This window comes from Pseudomonas germanica (genome assembly GCF_019614655.1).
Classification (GTDB): domain Bacteria; phylum Pseudomonadota; class Gammaproteobacteria; order Pseudomonadales; family Pseudomonadaceae; genus Aquipseudomonas; species Aquipseudomonas neuropathica.
In genome coordinates, this window is record NZ_CP071586.1 from 1,618,546 (window position 1) to 1,633,410 (window position 14,865).

Annotated in this window: 18 protein-coding genes; all 18 read left to right on the top strand. The window is 60.6% G+C overall.

The window, feature by feature from the left end; translation table 11 throughout:
* The first annotated feature begins 130 nt into the window (after positions 1-130).
* The 18 genes from J0G10_RS07060 (at position 131) to J0G10_RS07145 (ending at position 14,843) form a co-directional block, all read left to right on the top strand.
* Positions 131-715: a phage tail terminator protein gene (locus J0G10_RS07060; protein WP_095126525.1), complete on the top strand. Its 585-nt coding sequence runs from the start codon at positions 131-133 to the stop codon at positions 713-715.
* Positions 712-891 (top strand): DUF2635 domain-containing protein, encoded by a 180-nt coding sequence (locus J0G10_RS07065; protein ID WP_034154909.1) that lies wholly within the window; start codon positions 712-714, stop codon positions 889-891. Before J0G10_RS07060 ends, J0G10_RS07065 begins: the two co-directional genes overlap by 4 nt.
* A complete protein-coding gene (locus tag J0G10_RS07070; protein WP_220558192.1) occupies positions 891-2,387 on the top strand; it encodes a phage tail sheath subtilisin-like domain-containing protein in 1,497 nt (498 codons plus the stop codon). Before J0G10_RS07065 ends, J0G10_RS07070 begins: the two co-directional genes overlap by 1 nt.
* Positions 2,388-2,454: 67 nt before the next feature.
* On the top strand, positions 2,455-2,802 hold the full coding sequence (locus J0G10_RS07075; RefSeq protein ID WP_007908779.1) for a phage tail tube protein: 348 nt from the start codon (positions 2,455-2,457) through the stop codon (positions 2,800-2,802).
* A complete protein-coding gene (locus J0G10_RS07080) occupies positions 2,799-3,095 on the top strand; it encodes a phage tail assembly protein (protein WP_095050430.1) in 297 nt (98 codons plus the stop codon). Before J0G10_RS07075 ends, J0G10_RS07080 begins: the two co-directional genes overlap by 4 nt.
* A gap of 130 nt (positions 3,096-3,225) precedes the next feature.
* A complete protein-coding gene (locus J0G10_RS07085) occupies positions 3,226-4,998 on the top strand; it encodes a phage tail tape measure protein (protein ID WP_220558193.1) in 1,773 nt (590 codons plus the stop codon).
* Entirely contained in the window at positions 4,985-6,223 is a 1,239-nt protein-coding gene (locus J0G10_RS07090; protein WP_095126528.1) for a DNA circularization protein, read from the top strand. Before J0G10_RS07085 ends, J0G10_RS07090 begins: the two co-directional genes overlap by 14 nt.
* A gap of 2 nt (positions 6,224-6,225) precedes the next feature.
* Positions 6,226-7,275 (top strand): phage baseplate assembly protein, encoded by a 1,050-nt coding sequence (locus J0G10_RS07095; RefSeq protein WP_220558195.1) that lies wholly within the window; start codon positions 6,226-6,228, stop codon positions 7,273-7,275.
* A gap of 137 nt (positions 7,276-7,412) precedes the next feature.
* Positions 7,413-7,922 carry a phage baseplate assembly protein V gene (locus J0G10_RS07100; RefSeq protein ID WP_220558197.1) on the top strand — a complete coding sequence of 170 codons (510 nt, stop codon included), beginning with the start codon at positions 7,413-7,415 and terminating at the stop codon, positions 7,920-7,922.
* Entirely contained in the window at positions 7,922-8,320 is a 399-nt protein-coding gene (locus J0G10_RS07105) for a phage GP46 family protein (protein WP_093436478.1), read from the top strand. Before J0G10_RS07100 ends, J0G10_RS07105 begins: the two co-directional genes overlap by 1 nt.
* Entirely contained in the window at positions 8,310-9,356 is a 1,047-nt protein-coding gene (locus tag J0G10_RS07110) for a baseplate J/gp47 family protein (RefSeq protein WP_093436475.1), read from the top strand. The genes J0G10_RS07105 and J0G10_RS07110 overlap by 11 nt, the downstream gene beginning before the upstream one ends.
* Positions 9,344-9,943 (top strand): YmfQ family protein, encoded by a 600-nt coding sequence (locus tag J0G10_RS07115; protein ID WP_016985041.1) that lies wholly within the window; start codon positions 9,344-9,346, stop codon positions 9,941-9,943. The genes J0G10_RS07110 and J0G10_RS07115 overlap by 13 nt, the downstream gene beginning before the upstream one ends.
* Positions 9,944-9,957: 14 nt before the next feature.
* Positions 9,958-11,109, top strand: coding sequence for a phage tail protein (locus J0G10_RS07120; RefSeq protein ID WP_220558199.1), 1,152 nt, complete (start codon positions 9,958-9,960; stop codon positions 11,107-11,109).
* Positions 11,106-11,621 carry a phage tail protein gene (locus tag J0G10_RS07125; protein WP_220558201.1) on the top strand — a complete coding sequence of 172 codons (516 nt, stop codon included), beginning with the start codon at positions 11,106-11,108 and terminating at the stop codon, positions 11,619-11,621. Before J0G10_RS07120 ends, J0G10_RS07125 begins: the two co-directional genes overlap by 4 nt.
* 139 nt (positions 11,622-11,760) lie before the next feature.
* Positions 11,761-12,801: a phage tail protein gene (locus tag J0G10_RS07130; RefSeq protein ID WP_220558203.1), complete on the top strand. Its 1,041-nt coding sequence runs from the start codon at positions 11,761-11,763 to the stop codon at positions 12,799-12,801.
* A 7-nt stretch (positions 12,802-12,808) separates the two neighbouring features.
* Positions 12,809-13,369 carry a tail fiber assembly protein gene (locus J0G10_RS07135; RefSeq protein ID WP_220558205.1) on the top strand — a complete coding sequence of 187 codons (561 nt, stop codon included), beginning with the start codon at positions 12,809-12,811 and terminating at the stop codon, positions 13,367-13,369.
* Between the two features lie 83 nt (positions 13,370-13,452).
* Positions 13,453-14,376: a hypothetical protein gene (locus tag J0G10_RS07140; protein WP_220558206.1), complete on the top strand. Its 924-nt coding sequence runs from the start codon at positions 13,453-13,455 to the stop codon at positions 14,374-14,376.
* On the top strand, positions 14,376-14,843 hold the full coding sequence (locus tag J0G10_RS07145; protein ID WP_220558208.1) for a phage tail assembly chaperone: 468 nt from the start codon (positions 14,376-14,378) through the stop codon (positions 14,841-14,843). The genes J0G10_RS07140 and J0G10_RS07145 overlap by 1 nt, the downstream gene beginning before the upstream one ends.
* Positions 14,844-14,865 lie beyond the last annotated feature (22 nt).

The window sequence follows — 14,865 nt, forward strand, 5'->3', positions numbered from 1 at the left end:
CCCTGTAGGAGTGAGCCTGCTCGCGATAGCGGTGCCACATTCAAAACCAACGCGCCTGACACACCGCTATCGCGAGCAGGCTCACTCCTACAGGGGCCTGCGGTAACTCCCACTATTTTGGAACACCCCCATGAAGATCACCCCGATCCTCACGCAATTGCGTGGGCAATGCCCTGGCTTTGCCAATCACATTTCGGTGGGTGTCGATCTGGCGCTGCTACAAGGCAACCCGGATCTGCCGACACCTTCGGCCCACATGCTGCCACTGGCCGACTTGGCGAGTGAAAGCACCACCCAAAACCTCACCACTCAACCGATCCGCGACCGCTTCGAAATCGTCCTGGTGCTTGACGCCACCGACGCTACAAAAGCGCTGGATCTGTTGCACGACCTGCGCGCCGAGTTGTGGCGCGCGCTGGTCGGTTTCAAACCAGATTCGACCTACAGCGCCATCGTTTACGACGGCGGCGAGATGGTCTCGATCAACAGCAGCCGCGCCTTTTACCGGCTGCGCTTTTTTGCCGAGTTCCAGCTTGGCCGCAATCTGCCGAGTCAGCCTGCGGAGAGTTGGCACGAACGCGAACTGGACGGTTTGTCGTCCTTTACCGGGGTCACCGTGCGGGTCGATGCGATCGACCCGGCCGACCCCAACCTGAAACGCCCGGGCCCCGATGGGCGCGTGGAAATGACTTTCTCTGGAGACGTAACCCCATGAGCAATCGCATCACCGTACTGCCGGCCGCTGGCCGTGTCGTACCGGACCCGGAGGCCGGCGATCTGCTGCCGCTCGAAGGCCGTGAAGTGCTGGACAGCGCCTGGTGGCGCCGACGTCTGGCCGACGGCGATATCACCCTCAAAACCGCACCAGCCAAACAAAAGGGAGCCAAATAATGGCGATCGGATTCAGCAACATCCCCGCGGACATTCGTGTACCGCTGTTCTATGCCGAAATGGACAACTCGGCCGCCAATAGCGCGAGTTCGACCCTGCGTCGTCTGATCGTCGCTCAGGTCAACGACAACATCGCGCCGACGGAAGTCGGCAAACTGGTGCTGGTGTCCAGCGTTGCGCTGGCCAAGAGCATCGGCGGCCAAGGCTCGATGCTCGCCTCGATGTACGATACCTTCCGCAAGGCCGACCCGATCGGTGAGATCTGGTGCCTGCCGCTGCACAACACCGAAGGCGCGATCGCCAAAGGCGTGCTGACCCTGACCGGCAACGCCACTCAGGCCGGCGTGCTCAATCTGTATGTCGGCGGCGTGCGTGTGCAAGCCACCGTGGTCAACGGTGCCACCGCTGCCCAAGCGGCCACCGCCCTGGCGCAAAAAATCAACGCCACCGCCGACCTGCCGGTCAGCGCTGCCGCTGCCGAAGGTGTGGTCACCCTGAACGCCAAATGGACTGGCGACAGCGGCAACGACATCAGCTTGCAATTCAATCGCCTGGGCAAGAGCAACGGCGAAGAAACCCCGGCTGGCCTGACCACTGCAGTCACTGCCATGACCGGCGGTGCCGGTGTGCCGGATCAGGTTGAAGCCATTGCCGCGCTGGGTGACGAGCCGTTCGAATTCATCGCACTGCCATGGTCCGATCTGTCGACCCTCAACACCTGGCAAGCGGTCATGGATGACAGCACCGGTCGCTGGTCGTGGGCCAAGCAACTGTTCGGTCACGTCTACAGCGCCAAACGCGGCACCGTCGGTACGCTGGTCGCAGCAGGCCAGGCGCGTAACGATCAGCACATGACCATTCAGGCGCTGGAGCCGGGCGTTCCGCAACCGTTCTGGGTACAAGCCGCCGCACTGGCTGCACGCACCGCCGTATTCATCTCTGCCGACGCCAGCCGTCCGACCCAGAGCGGCAGCCTGCCGGGCGTTGACCCGGCACCGGCGAGTGAGCGCTTCACCCTGACCGAGCGTCAGTCGCTGCTCAACTACGGCATCGCCACCGCGTACTACGAGGGCGGCTACGTGCGCATCCAGCGCTCGATCACCACCTACCAGAAAAACGCTTACGGTCAGGCTGACAACTCCTACCTGGACAGCGAAACCATGCACCAGTCGGCGTTCATCGTGCGCCGTCTGCAAAGCGTGATCACCAGCAAGTACGGCCGGCACAAACTGGCCTCCGACGGCACCCGCTTCGGCGCCGGCCAGCCGATCGTCACCCCGGCGACCATTCGCGGTGAACTGATCGCGCAGTACGCCAAGCTCGAACTGGAAGGTCACGTCGAGAACGCCGAGCTGTTCGCCGAGCACCTGATCGTCGAGCGCGACGTGCAGGACCCGAGCCGCGTGAACGTGCTGTTCCCGCCGGATTACATCAACGGTCTTCGCGTGTTCGCACTGCTCAACCAATTCCGTCTGCAGTACGACGACGCGGCCTGATAAGCGCGTTTGACGGCAAGTTTTCAGCCCACCGCGTGTGGGCTTTTTTATTCAAGGGAGTAACACCATGGGTCAACTGATTGCAGGCACCTGCTACGTCAAAGTCGACGGCGCACAACTGACCATCAATGGCGGCTGCGAAGCCCCGCTGATGGCGGTCAAACGCGAAACCGTCGTACCCGGCTTCTACAAGGAAACCGACATTGCGCCGTCGTTCAAAGTGACCGCGCTGCACACCGCCGACTTCCCGCTGAAGAAGCTGATTGAAGGCACCGACATTACCGTCACCTGCGAATTCAGCAACGGCAAAGTCTACGTACTGGCCGGCGCCTATCTGGTCGAGGAGCCAGTCTCCAAAGGTGATGACGCCACCATCGAACTGAAATTCGAAGGCATCAAGGGGACTTGGCAATGAGCGGCGCCGTGAAGCTTCAGGTTGCGATCGAAGCTCACGGCGAGCCCCTGACCGAACTCCTTCTGCGCCGTCCGACGGTGCAGGAGGTGCGAGCGATCAAGGCGCTGCCGTACAAGATCGACAAGAGCGAAGAAGTCAGCCTCGACATGGACGTGGCGGCCAAATACATCGCCGTGTGCGCCGGTATTCCACCGTCGTCGGTCAACCAGTTGGATCTGGCTGACCTCAATGCGCTGAGCTGGGCCGTTGCGAGTTTTTTCATGAGTGCGGCGTCGGCGCCATCACCGACCTGATCGCCGTCGCCTATGACCTGGCCTGGTTCTGGAAGGTTGACCCCGAACAGATGATGGCCAGGCCACTGGATGTGCTCCGCGAATCGCTGGAGCACGCGCAACGGATCAATGCGATGCAGCAGGTGCAGTGATGGCAGACGAAGAAAACAAAGTGAAAACGCCGGTGCTGATTACGGGCATCGATGAACTGTCGCCCAAACTCGGCGCCCTGCGAGTCAAGGTCGAGAGCTTCAAGAACAATCTCGAACAGACCGGCCTCGGTAAGCTGGACATCAGTGGTCTGTTCAAGGGCGGCAGCGTGATCACGCCGTTCGTGGACGGGATCAAATCGGCGGCGGCGTTTCAGGGCAAATTGACCGAAGTCAGCGACACGGCAAAAACCGTCGACCTGCCCGCTACGCCGAAAGTCGCTGCGCAAAACATGAACGTGTTCAGTGCATCGATGGAAAAGGTTTCCGCAGCCGTCGATGCCGCACTGGTGCCGGCGGTGGGCGCATTGGTGGTCGGGCTGGAACCGATGCTGACCCAGGTCGGCAGCCTGCTCGCCGACAACCCGAAACTGGTCGAAGGCCTGGCGGCGGGGGCGATTGCCTTCTCTGCCATGCAAACCGCCGTTACCGGCATGACCCAGGTGATGGACGTCATGAGCATGGTGCTCAAGACCAATCCGATCATGTTGATCGCCATGGGTATCGCAGTGGCAGCCGGTTTGGTTTATGCCAACTGGACGCCGATCAGCGCTTTCTTCAAAGGCATGTGGGAGGGCGTGAAAAACATCGGTTTGAGTGCGATGGCGACGTTGCGCTCGATCCTCGATTGGCGACCGCTGGATGCGCTGGCGGCGCTGTGGTCACCGATCGAGGGATTTTTCTCCGGGATCTGGGACAAGGTCAAAGCGGTCACCGCGCCAGTGATCGACTTTTTCAAATCGGTGTTCTCGTGGACGCCCGCCGGCATGATCCTGGAAAACTGGGCGCCGCTGACCGGTCTGTTTTCGGCAATCTGGGACTTGCTCAAGGCCTTGAGTGTGCCGGTGATGACGTTCCTCAAAGGTCTGTTCGACTGGACACCGTTGGGGATGATCATCAACAACTGGGGATCGATCACCGGGTTCTTCGCCTCGATCTGGGCGGCGCTGCAACCTGCGGCGCAAGCGATCAAGGACTTCTTCGGCACGTTGTTCGACTATTCCCCACTGGGGATGATCGTCAACAACTGGGGCAGCATCGTCACGTTCTTCGAACCGATCTGGGCCGCATTGCAAACCTCGGCGCAGCAGATCAAAAGCTTCTTCCAGAGCCTGTTCGAATGGTCGCCGCTGGAACAGATCGCGATGTACTGGCAACCGATCAGCGAAGTCTTTTCGGCGCTGTGGGGCGTGGTGCAGGCGTTGGCCGCACCGGTACTCGAGTTTTTGCACAACATGTTCGAATGGACGCCGTTGGGGCAGATCATCAAGAACTGGGGGCCGATCACCGAGTGGTTCGGCGAGTTGTGGCAAAAACTGCAAACCGTGATTGCGCCGATCAAAGAGCTGTTCGACGGCGGCTTTGCCGGACTGATCGCCAAGGTCACCGGCAAGGTTGAAACGTTCACCGAAGCGCAACGCCAGACCAATGCCGAAGGCAAAGGCGAACTGGCACCCGCGTTCTTCGGAGCAACACCGCAAGCAGCCAACGGTGCACTGCAAAGTGGTTCGTTGCCACAGAGTTCTGGCGCACTGATTCAACAAAGCGCAATCAACAACCGCACGCAACTCGAAGGCGGCCTGACCGTGCGCTTCGAAAATGCGCCGGCAGGGCTGCGTACCGATCAACCGCAAACCAATCAACCAGGGCTGGCGCTGTCTTCGCGCATCGGCTATCGCTCGCTGTCGGCAGGAGGTTCCAATGAACTGGCGTGACCGTTTGTTGCCGGCATCCTTTCGTGGTGTCGGCTTCTGGATCGATCAGGCGAAAACCCCGGTCGGTCGCAAAGGTCAGTTGCATGAATACCCGCAACGCGACCTGCCGTATTTCGAGGATCTGGGCCAGCAGGCCAAGACTCACGAAATCACGGCATTCATCATCGGCGCCGATTGCCTGGAGCAGCGCGACAAGCTGCTCAAGGCATTGGAAGCGGGCAATGGTGAACTGGTGCACCCGTGGCTCGGGCGCCTGCAAGTCAAGGTCGGTGAATGCGACATGACCCATACCCGCCAGGACGGCGGGCTGGTGACGTTCAGCCTGAAGTTCTACCCCGACCGGCCGTTGCCGTTTCCGACTGCCACCGTCAGTACGCAAAAAGTCCTGTTGGCCAAGGCTGACACTTTGCTGGGGTCAGCAGTGTCGCGTTTCGAAGAGGTCATTGTCCGGATTCAAGCGGCACGGATTGGCATTAACAATCTGCGAAACAGCCTGACCGGGGTGTTCGATGTGATTAAGGAACAGCTGAAACCACTGATCGCGCAATACAAGGAAATCACTGAACTGGTCAGAGCCGTCAAGGAGTTGCCCAAGGAAGTGGCGGCGGAGTTCAAGGGGTTGCTCGGCGATATCAAGGAGCTCAAGGCGTTCGCGAAGGAGGGCTACCGTGGCGTGATTGCCGATGTGTCCCAACAACTCGAAGCGATCCGCAAGGCTGATGCGCCGAAGATCACCACGGGCAAGGACACCAATGCGGCGGCGCAAGCCATGGCCGATCTGGTGCAGGACACTCTGATTGTCAAAGTGGCGCAATGGGTTGCCTCAATGCCGGTGGCGGCGAAACCGGTGAAGTTGCTGTCGACCCCTTCCTTGGATCAGCAGTCGAAGCAGCCGATTTCTCGACAGGAAGTGCCGGCTACCGACGATTTACAGGCGCTTCAAAAGGACTTGGTCGAGGCGCTCCAAATGGCCAAAAACAAAGCCGGTCCAGCGCACTATCAGGCTATCAGCGACGTGCAGGATGCTCTGGTGGCGCACCTCAAAGCCGTAGCGTCATCGGGGGTGCGTCTGGTCACCAAGTCGTTTCAGGAAAGTTTGCCGGCACTGGTAGTGGCTTACAAACAATTCAGTGATGCGACACGGGTGACCGAAGTGGTCCAGCGTAACGGAGCGACCAACCCGTTGTACCTGCCACCCAACGACGTGAAAGTCTCTCGGGAGTAGTCATGGACGTAATGGACAACCATGTCACGCTGACCGTCAACAACATGGAATACGGCGGCTGGAAAAACGTGGAAATCACCGCTGATCTGGAGCGCCAGTTCCGCACCTTCAAACTCGACATCACCTGGCAGTGGCCAGGGCAGACGGTGGATCAGCGGATCAAACCGGGTGACCCCTGCGAAGTGAAAATCGGCCAGGACCTGGTGCTCACCGGCTATGTGTTCAAGGCCCCGATTCGCTATGACGGACGCCAGATCAGCCTGAGCATCGAGGGCAGTTCCAAGACTCAGGATCTGGTCGATTGCGCTGCCAGGAACACGCCGAACCAGTGGCAGGAACAACCGCTGCTGAGCATTGTTCAGGCGCTGGCGATGGAGTACGGGCTGATGGTGGTCAATGAAATCCCCGAGACCGCGCGGCTGACCAAACACACGATTGTGCCGGGAGAAACGGTGTTTCAGTCGATCGACCGTTTGCTCTCGCTGCTGCGGGTGTTTTCCACCGATGACGAGCAGGGTCGGCTGGTGCTGGCCAAGCCGGGCAGCGGTGGGCGGGCCAGTGATGCGCTGGAGTTGGGCAAGAACATTCTGTCGGCCAACGCGTCGATGGATCAGAGCCAGGTGTTTTCCGAATACCGGGTGATCGGCCAGCAGAAAGGTTCGGACAAGAAGAGCGGGGCGGCGGTCAGCGAGGTTGAATCCAGCGCGACCGATCTGAGCTTCAAAAGACGACGAACCACGATCATCAACGAGGGCACCGCGCTGACGTTCGAACTGGCCCAGCAGCGCGCCCTGTGGGAGAGCGCCACCCGTATGGGGCGGGCGCAGACCACCACTTATCAGGTGCAGGGCTGGCGCCAGTCCAACGGCGATCTGTGGCGCCACAACACGCTGGTCAAGGTCACGGATCCGGTGCTTGGATTTGATGGCGACATGCTGATTTCCAAAGTCACGTATTCGCTGTCGGCGCAAGGCTCGGTGACCACGCTGCAAGTGGCGCCGCCGCATACCTTCGATGCCAATCCAATGCCACCGAAAAAATCCCCGGCCTGACACCGAACCCTGTAGGAGTGAGCCTGCTCGCGATAGCGTCGGCAGCCTCAACATCACAGTGCCTGACCCACCGCCATCGCGAGCAGGCTCACTCCTACAGTTGATCGCGTCGTGGCCGCCTCTTTGAAGGACACCCCATGAGCCTACTGACACGCCTGCTGGCGCGCGGCACTGTCGTGCTCGCCAATTCGGCATCCAAGCTGCAATCGCTGCAAATGCGCCTCACCGCCGGCGAAGTGAACGACGACATGGAGCACTTCGAACCTTACGGCTTCACCAGCCACCCGCTGGCCGGTGCCGAAGGTGTCGTCACCTTTCTCGGCGGCGACCGTTCCCACGCCATCGCTCTGGTCATCGCCGACCGCCGCTATCGCCTGCAATCGCTGGCGTCGGGCGAAGTGGCGATCTACACCGACGAGGGCGACAAGATTCATTTCAAACGCGGGCGGATCATCGACATCGAAACCGCCACGCTGAACATCCGCGCCAGCAGCGCGGTGAACTTCGATACGCCGGTGATCAACCAGACCGGCAAGATCGTTTCCACCGGCGATCAGTTGGCCGGCGGCATCAGCCAGATCAAACACGTGCACGTCGGCGTACAGGCCGGCAGCGGCCAGACCGGCGCGCCGGCAGGAGGCAAGTGATGCTGATCAGCCCGAACCTCCACGCCGCGCTGACCCGCGCCGTACTCATCAGCCTGTTCACCTGGCGCCGCGCCGCCGATGACGACGCCCTCGACGACGAAGAACGTTTTGGCTGGTGGGGCGATACCTTTCCCACCGTCGCCGACGATCGCATCGGCTCGCGGCTGTGGCTGTTGCGCCGGGTCAAGCTGACCCGACAAACGCAGATGGACGCCGAGTTCTATGCCCGCGAAGCCTTGCAATGGCTGATCGACGACGGCCACTGCAGCGCCATCGACATCATCAGCGAACGCCTCGACGCCCAGCGCCTGAACCTGCGCACGGTCCTGACCCTGGCCGACGGCGAACGTCTGGACATCAACCCCGATAACAGTTGGCAGGTGATCTATGCCGTTTGAAACCCCTTCGCTGCCGGTGCTGATCAAGCGCACCCAAAGCGACCTGGCCGGCGATTCGCTGCGCCAGTCCGATGCGCAAGTGCTGGCCCGTACCCTCGGTGGTGCGGCTTATGGTCTGTACGGTTATCTCGACTGGATTGCCGAGCAGATCCTGCCCGACAAGGCTGATGAGTCGACCCTGGAGCGCATCGCCGCACTGCGTTTGAACCAGCCGCGCAAACCCGCGCAAGTCGCCACCGGCAGCGTCAGCTTTACCGCCACGGCCGGTGCCGTGCTGGATGTCGATACGCTGCTCCAAGCGAGCGATGGCCGCACCTACAAAGTCACCACCGCACGCACGACCGTCAATGGCAGCAACACCACCACGATCGCCGCGCTCGATGCCGGCAGTCTGGGCAATGCCGACGCCGGTCTGGCGCTGACACCGGTGCAGCCGATTGCCGGTGTGGTCGGCAACAGCTTTGTCGTGCTGGCACCGGGACTCAGCGGCGGCGTGGCGCGGGAAAGTCTGGAGTCGCTGCGTTCGCGGGTGATCCGTTCCTACCGCGTTATTCCCCATGGCGGCTCGGCCAGTGACTACGAGACCTGGGCACTGGAAGTGCCGGGCGTAACGCGCGCCTGGTGTCGTGGCGGCCTGCTCGGGCCAGGCACAGTGACGGTGTTCATCATGCGTGATGAAGACCCGCAACCGGTGCCCAACGATGAGCAATTGGCGGAGGTTCAGGACTACATCGAACCGCTGCGTCCGGTGACTGCGGAAGTGCACGTGCAGCGGCCGATTCAGGTGCCGGTGGTGTATCGCTTCAAGAGCGTCAATCCGGACACCACCGCCGTGCGTGCCGCCGTTGAAGCGCAATTGCGCGACCTGCACAACCGTGAGGCCGATCTGGGTGTGCCGTTGCTGATCAGCCATATCCGCGAAGCCATCAGCAGCGCCGGTGGTGAGTACGATCACACCCTGACCGCGCCGGCCGCTGACGTGCCTGCCGGGCAAAGCGAACTGCTCACCTTCGGAGGCTGCGTATGGGGGGCATAAGAACCGCCGCGCAATATCAGGCGCAACTGCGCGCCTTGCTGCCCAGTGGCCCGGCGTGGGACCCGGAACGCGTACCGGAACTCGAAGAAGTGCTGCAAGGCGTCGCCGTCGAACTGGCCCGCCTCGATGCCCGCGCCGCCGACCTGCTCAACGAAATGGACCCGGCCGGCGTCAGCGAACTGGTGCCGGACTGGGAGCGGGTGATGAACCTGCCCGACCCGTGCCTGGGCGCCACGCCACTGTTCGACGACCGCCGCCTCGCCGTCCGCCGTCGCTTGCTCGCGGTCGGCAGCCAGGCCGTCGGCTATTACCTCGAAATCGCCAAAAGCCAGGGTTACCCCAACGCCACCATCACCGAACTCGAAGCCCCGCGCATGGGCCGCTCGCGTTTCGGCTCGGCGCACTGGGGCACGTGGGAGGCGCAGTTCATGTGGACGCTCAACACCGGCGGCCGCTTGCTGCTCGGCCGGCGTTTCGGCGCGAGCTATTGGGGTGAGCGCTTCGGCGTCAACCCGGGTTCGGCGCTGGAATGCCTGATTCACCGCAGCGCACCGGCGCATACCAAGGTGCACATCAATTATGACTAGGGAGGGATGAGGGGATGGATTATCCGAAGAGTGTGCCCAGCGCCGGTTTGGTGAATGGCAAGTTTGTTGATGAAAACCCGATGACCGGAACCCCGGGATCGCTGATTCCGGCGGACTGGGGGAATGGGGTTACGCAGGAAATTCTCAACGTGATCAATGCCGGGGGGTTGACCCCGGACGAGAAGAAATACGATCAGTTGTTGCAGGCGATTCAGAGCGTTTCGGCCAAGGGCTGGAATCTGGATTCGGCGTTGCCGATTGGCGCCTTGCCAACCGCTACCGTTGCTACGGCAGACGGGCGATTGCCAATCACGCCGACCGCGTTTGCTACCAGTGGCGGGCGGTTATCGATTCTGCCCGGTGTACTGATCAGCCTGGGCCAGGAAGTGCTGGCAGGTCAATTGGGTCGTCCGCGTACGTTTACGACACAAGCCTGGAGCAGTGCCGATCTGTTGCCTAACTCTGGTTACTTTCTGCGTGCGCAAGTGGTTGGCGGCGCGCTGACCTTCTACATGCAGCGCGGCACGATCTATGACGCTACTCCGGAAGGTTTGAAAGGCGCGATCAATGGAGCGGCGGGAGGCGGTTTCCAATCGACGACGCTGGATCTTTGTCTGGCGTGGGTGGTGACGGCTGGTCCCGGCTCGGTGCCGATTGTCCGGCCGATTTATAACCGCAGTCGCTTGTCGTGGACGCAGACAGTTAACGGCAATGGTGTGGTTTACCTTCCACTCGATCCACATGCGCGTGCGGCGCGGCTGGTGGTGGGCAATGCGACGCCACATCCGACGGCTATCAGTTCTGTCGGGTTTGCACCCGCAGGGTGGCTCGGCGGCAATTACTGTTTCTTGAACCCGACGATTGGAACATCCAGTAACTGGGACGGCTGGGCAACTGCAAATGCACCTGTATTGATTTTCTCCAGCAACGTCGTGAGCGACACGACCGTCTCGACCCTCACTGCCAGCTTTGACCACTCTGAATTGCGCTCGCTTTGGCAGAGCTACCAGACAGAACACACTTGGGGCGCCAGCAACGCCGCAAGCGATGAACTGCTGTTCAGCATGGGGCTCAAGAGTCACGGTTTGTCTGACTATGCATCGGGTATCGCTGTCAATTTCACCGCAGCGGTCAACATCAGTTTTTCCTGGGAGTTGATTCGATGATCATCCTTCAAGAACTGCATCAGTTCGAGGACGGCTTGCGCCCGGCACAACCATCTGTTGCTCATGATTGGGATGGCGAAAAGTGGCAGCTGAATCTCGCCAGAGTCGCCGAGCTGGAACAGCAGGAAGCCGAACGCCTATGCAGCAAAGTTGATGCCGCCGCTGACAATGTTCGTACTGCACTGGCCGGCGACCCGCTCAAAGCCATGGAATACGCCCAGGCCGCCGCCGATGCTCAGGCCTATCAGGATGCCGGCTACCCGAAAAAGGAAGTGCCGCTGTCGGTCGCTGCCTGGGTGGTCAAAGGTCGCACCGCCAAACAGGCCGCCGAGCAGATTCTGAGCAAGGCCGATCAACTGACCGACCATCTGTTGGCGCTGCGTACGCTGCGCTTGAAGGCCAAAGCGCAGATTCGCGCGCAGGCTGCCAAAGGCAACATGGATCTGGCGCGCAGCGCTGGTGACGAAGCTTTGGTCGCCATTCGCGAATTGGCCAGCGGCCTTTCCAACTAAGCCGAAAGCCTTCGTTCAGCGTCACCCAAGCCCACTTCGTTGTGGGCTTTTTATTTTCAGAAAAACGGACCGTGTACAGGCACGCAGAAGACGCTGTGTCGACGCCGGTCATTTGTCATTTCAAAGGAACGAGCAACTTATGGATTATCCAAAAAGCGTCCCCAGCGTCGGCCTGGTTGATGGTCGCTTCGTCGATGAAAACCCGGTGGCGGGTACGCCGGGGTCGTTGATTCCGGCGGTGTGGGGTAACAGTGTCACCGAAGAGTTGCTAAGCGTTATCAAAGCCGCCGGAATCATTCCGGCCGAAGCCGCTACGGATCAATTGTTGGCAGCATTCAAAAAACTTCTCAGCCTGGCCAGCCCCATGGCATCGCGCGTGACGGAAGTTTCCGGAACAAAGACGTTGATTGCCGATGAACTTGGGCTGGTCTTGATCAGTGCCAATGGGGCCGATGCAACGATCACGTTGCCGGCGGTGAACGCTCTTTCCGGTGTGCGCGACGTCATTGTCCGTCGAACCGACAACAGCGCTAATCGCTTGGTGGTGCAAGCCGCGGGCAATGATCGAATTCGCTTTCATACTCATTTGTCGGCAAACGGCTACCCGTTTCTGGTGCTGATGGGGGCGGGCGACTGGTGGCACTTGCGCAGCGATGGTTCGGGTAACTGGTGGCCGGTGGGGCGCTTCGATGGCAGTGCGTTGGGACGAATTGTATTTGAGACGTCGACTGCGCTCAGCCCAGGTGGATATGGCGCACTCAACGGTCGTGAGTTTCTGCGTGCCGAATGGCCGTGGCTCTGGGATCACGCTGTTCAATCGGGAATGTTGCGTGCCGAAGCTGACCGCGCGGGTGGCTGGAGCAGCGGTGACGGCATCAAGACCTTTCGCGGGCCTGAGGTTCGCGGCGAGTTCCTGCGGATGCTGGATGAGCAACGCAATATTGATGCGGGCCGAGTGGCCGGCTCATGGCAGACGGGAACCAACATCGCCGGTGATAACGGCTCTGCACCGGCGGTTCACGCGATCGGCAATCTGGCGACGATCGGGGCAGATCCGACCGTTTTCCTCGGCCTGACGTACTACGTCACTGCCACTAATGCTGAAAACTTCAGCGCCCCGTATTGGGGAATGGCCCGACCTAGAAACATTGCGTATCCAGGTCGCCTGAAACTGATTTGAGGTATTTATGGCTTATTACTATGTCAACGAACTCACCGGGGAACTGACCGGGCCCGTCGAACTGCCGATTTGCCCAGGCATGGGAGTTGTTATACCGGGCAATGCAATCAAGTTGCCGCAAGTATTGCCTGCTGCGGACTCCGGGCATGCCTGGGTTTGGCGCAATGAGCGCGCCCTGCAAATGGTCGACTTGCGCAACCGCACGGTTTTTCGCAAAGACAATGGCAATCCTCAGTACTGGGCGCAATTGGGTTGCCTACCCGATCACCTCACTGCCAAGCCTAGACCGGGTATCTATCACTTCTGGAAGAGTGGCGATTGGGAACTGGATGTCGAAGCCGAGCGCACAGGCCTGATCGCGCACGCGCAAATCGATCGGGACAGCAGACTGCGCGAAGCAGTCATTCGGGTTGCGCCTCTGCAATATGCCTATGAGTTGGGCGAGGCGAGCAGTGATCAGTTAACCACTCTGCAAGCGTGGAAGCGTTATGCGCTGACGTTGGCCCGGATCGAGCAGCAGCCGGATTATCCATCGGTTATTGATTGGCCTGCGCCGCCAACCGCGTAACTCGCCACTCACTTAATAAAAACCTTACAGACGGCCCTTTGCTGCCGGCATTCGGCTGCCTGTAAAACCTCGAAGGTGCCGACATGGACTATCCAAAAAACATTCCCGGCGTGGGGCTGGTCAACGGCGGCTTCGTCGATGAAAACCCGCTCGTCGGAACACCGGGATCGCTGATTCCCGCAGCGTGGGGCAACAGCGTCACACAGGAAATTCTCAATGCCATCAAGGCGGCCGGGCTGACGCCCGATGAGACGAAAACCGATCAGTTGGCGACCGCGATCGGTGCACTGGTCGATTTCACCAAACTGAAAAACACCCCGACGACCTTGAGTGGTTACGGCATCACCGACGCGGTCGGGCGGCTGCTGGCGGTCCGGCAGATCGAGACGGTCGGGATTACGGTTTACAAGCCCAACCCAAGGGCCAAACGGATTCGCGTGAGGTTGGTGGGGGCGGGTGGTTCGGGTGGCGGGTGTGGGCCTGTATCGGCAGGAAACCAAATCCTTGGTGGCGGTGGTGGCTCCGGTGCTTACGCGGAAAGCCTGTATGACGTTACTGCACAAATGCTCGCCGGCGTGCCGGTTTCGCTGGGCGCCGGTGGTGCGGTCAGCAACACCACAGGTCTGGCGGGTGGAGGTGCTTCTTTTGGCGCCTACATGAGCGTTTCGGGAGGCGGCGGTGGGCAAAAACTGGCGATCGTGACCTCGGCTACATCGTCTGGATTCATTCAAGGCGGGGTAGGCGGAATGTTAACCGGGGGCAATCTGTGCAGCTCCCGGGGCATCACGGGTGGATTCGGGATGAGTAACGCTAATTGGGGGCTGCTTTCAGGTTGCGGGGCTCCGAGTCCGTTCGACGGCGGAGCATCTTTTACCGGATCCAACACGGCTGGTAACGCAGGCATCCGTGGCTCGGGTGGCAGCGGTTCATGCTCGGTCAATGCTTCGGCTTCGGTCGTCAGTGGTGCTGGCGGTGACGCCTTCTGTGAAATCTGGGAGTACGAATAATGGCCTGTTATGCACGAGTGGAAAACGGTGTCGCGGTCGAATTGATCGATACCGGCGACTACGCGATTACTCAACTGTTTGCCCCCGCTTTCGTCGAGACGATGGTGCAGGTGCCGGAGGGCATGCACGTTGATATCGGCGCGCCCCTCAGTGAACTGCGCCATGAGCTCGCGCCGTTACCGGTCATGGGCAATCCTGTCGTCATTCCTGAAACTGTCGTCGAGGAGCAAGAGCCTTTGACGGCAGCGCGAACGTGGCGTCAGTCCAGTCTGTCGGCCACTGAATGGTGGGTGACGCGGCATCGCGACGAGCAGGCGCTGGGGCGTGGGACGACGCTCAAGGCCGCGCAGTATCTGGAGTTGCTGGAATATCGCCAGGCACTGCGTGACTGGCCTGAGGCTAAAGGTTTCCCGACGGCGGTTTCTCGCCCGACAGCACCGCAATGGTGGGTCGCCAATGCGGATTGACTGGTCTCAGGCATTTTTAAAC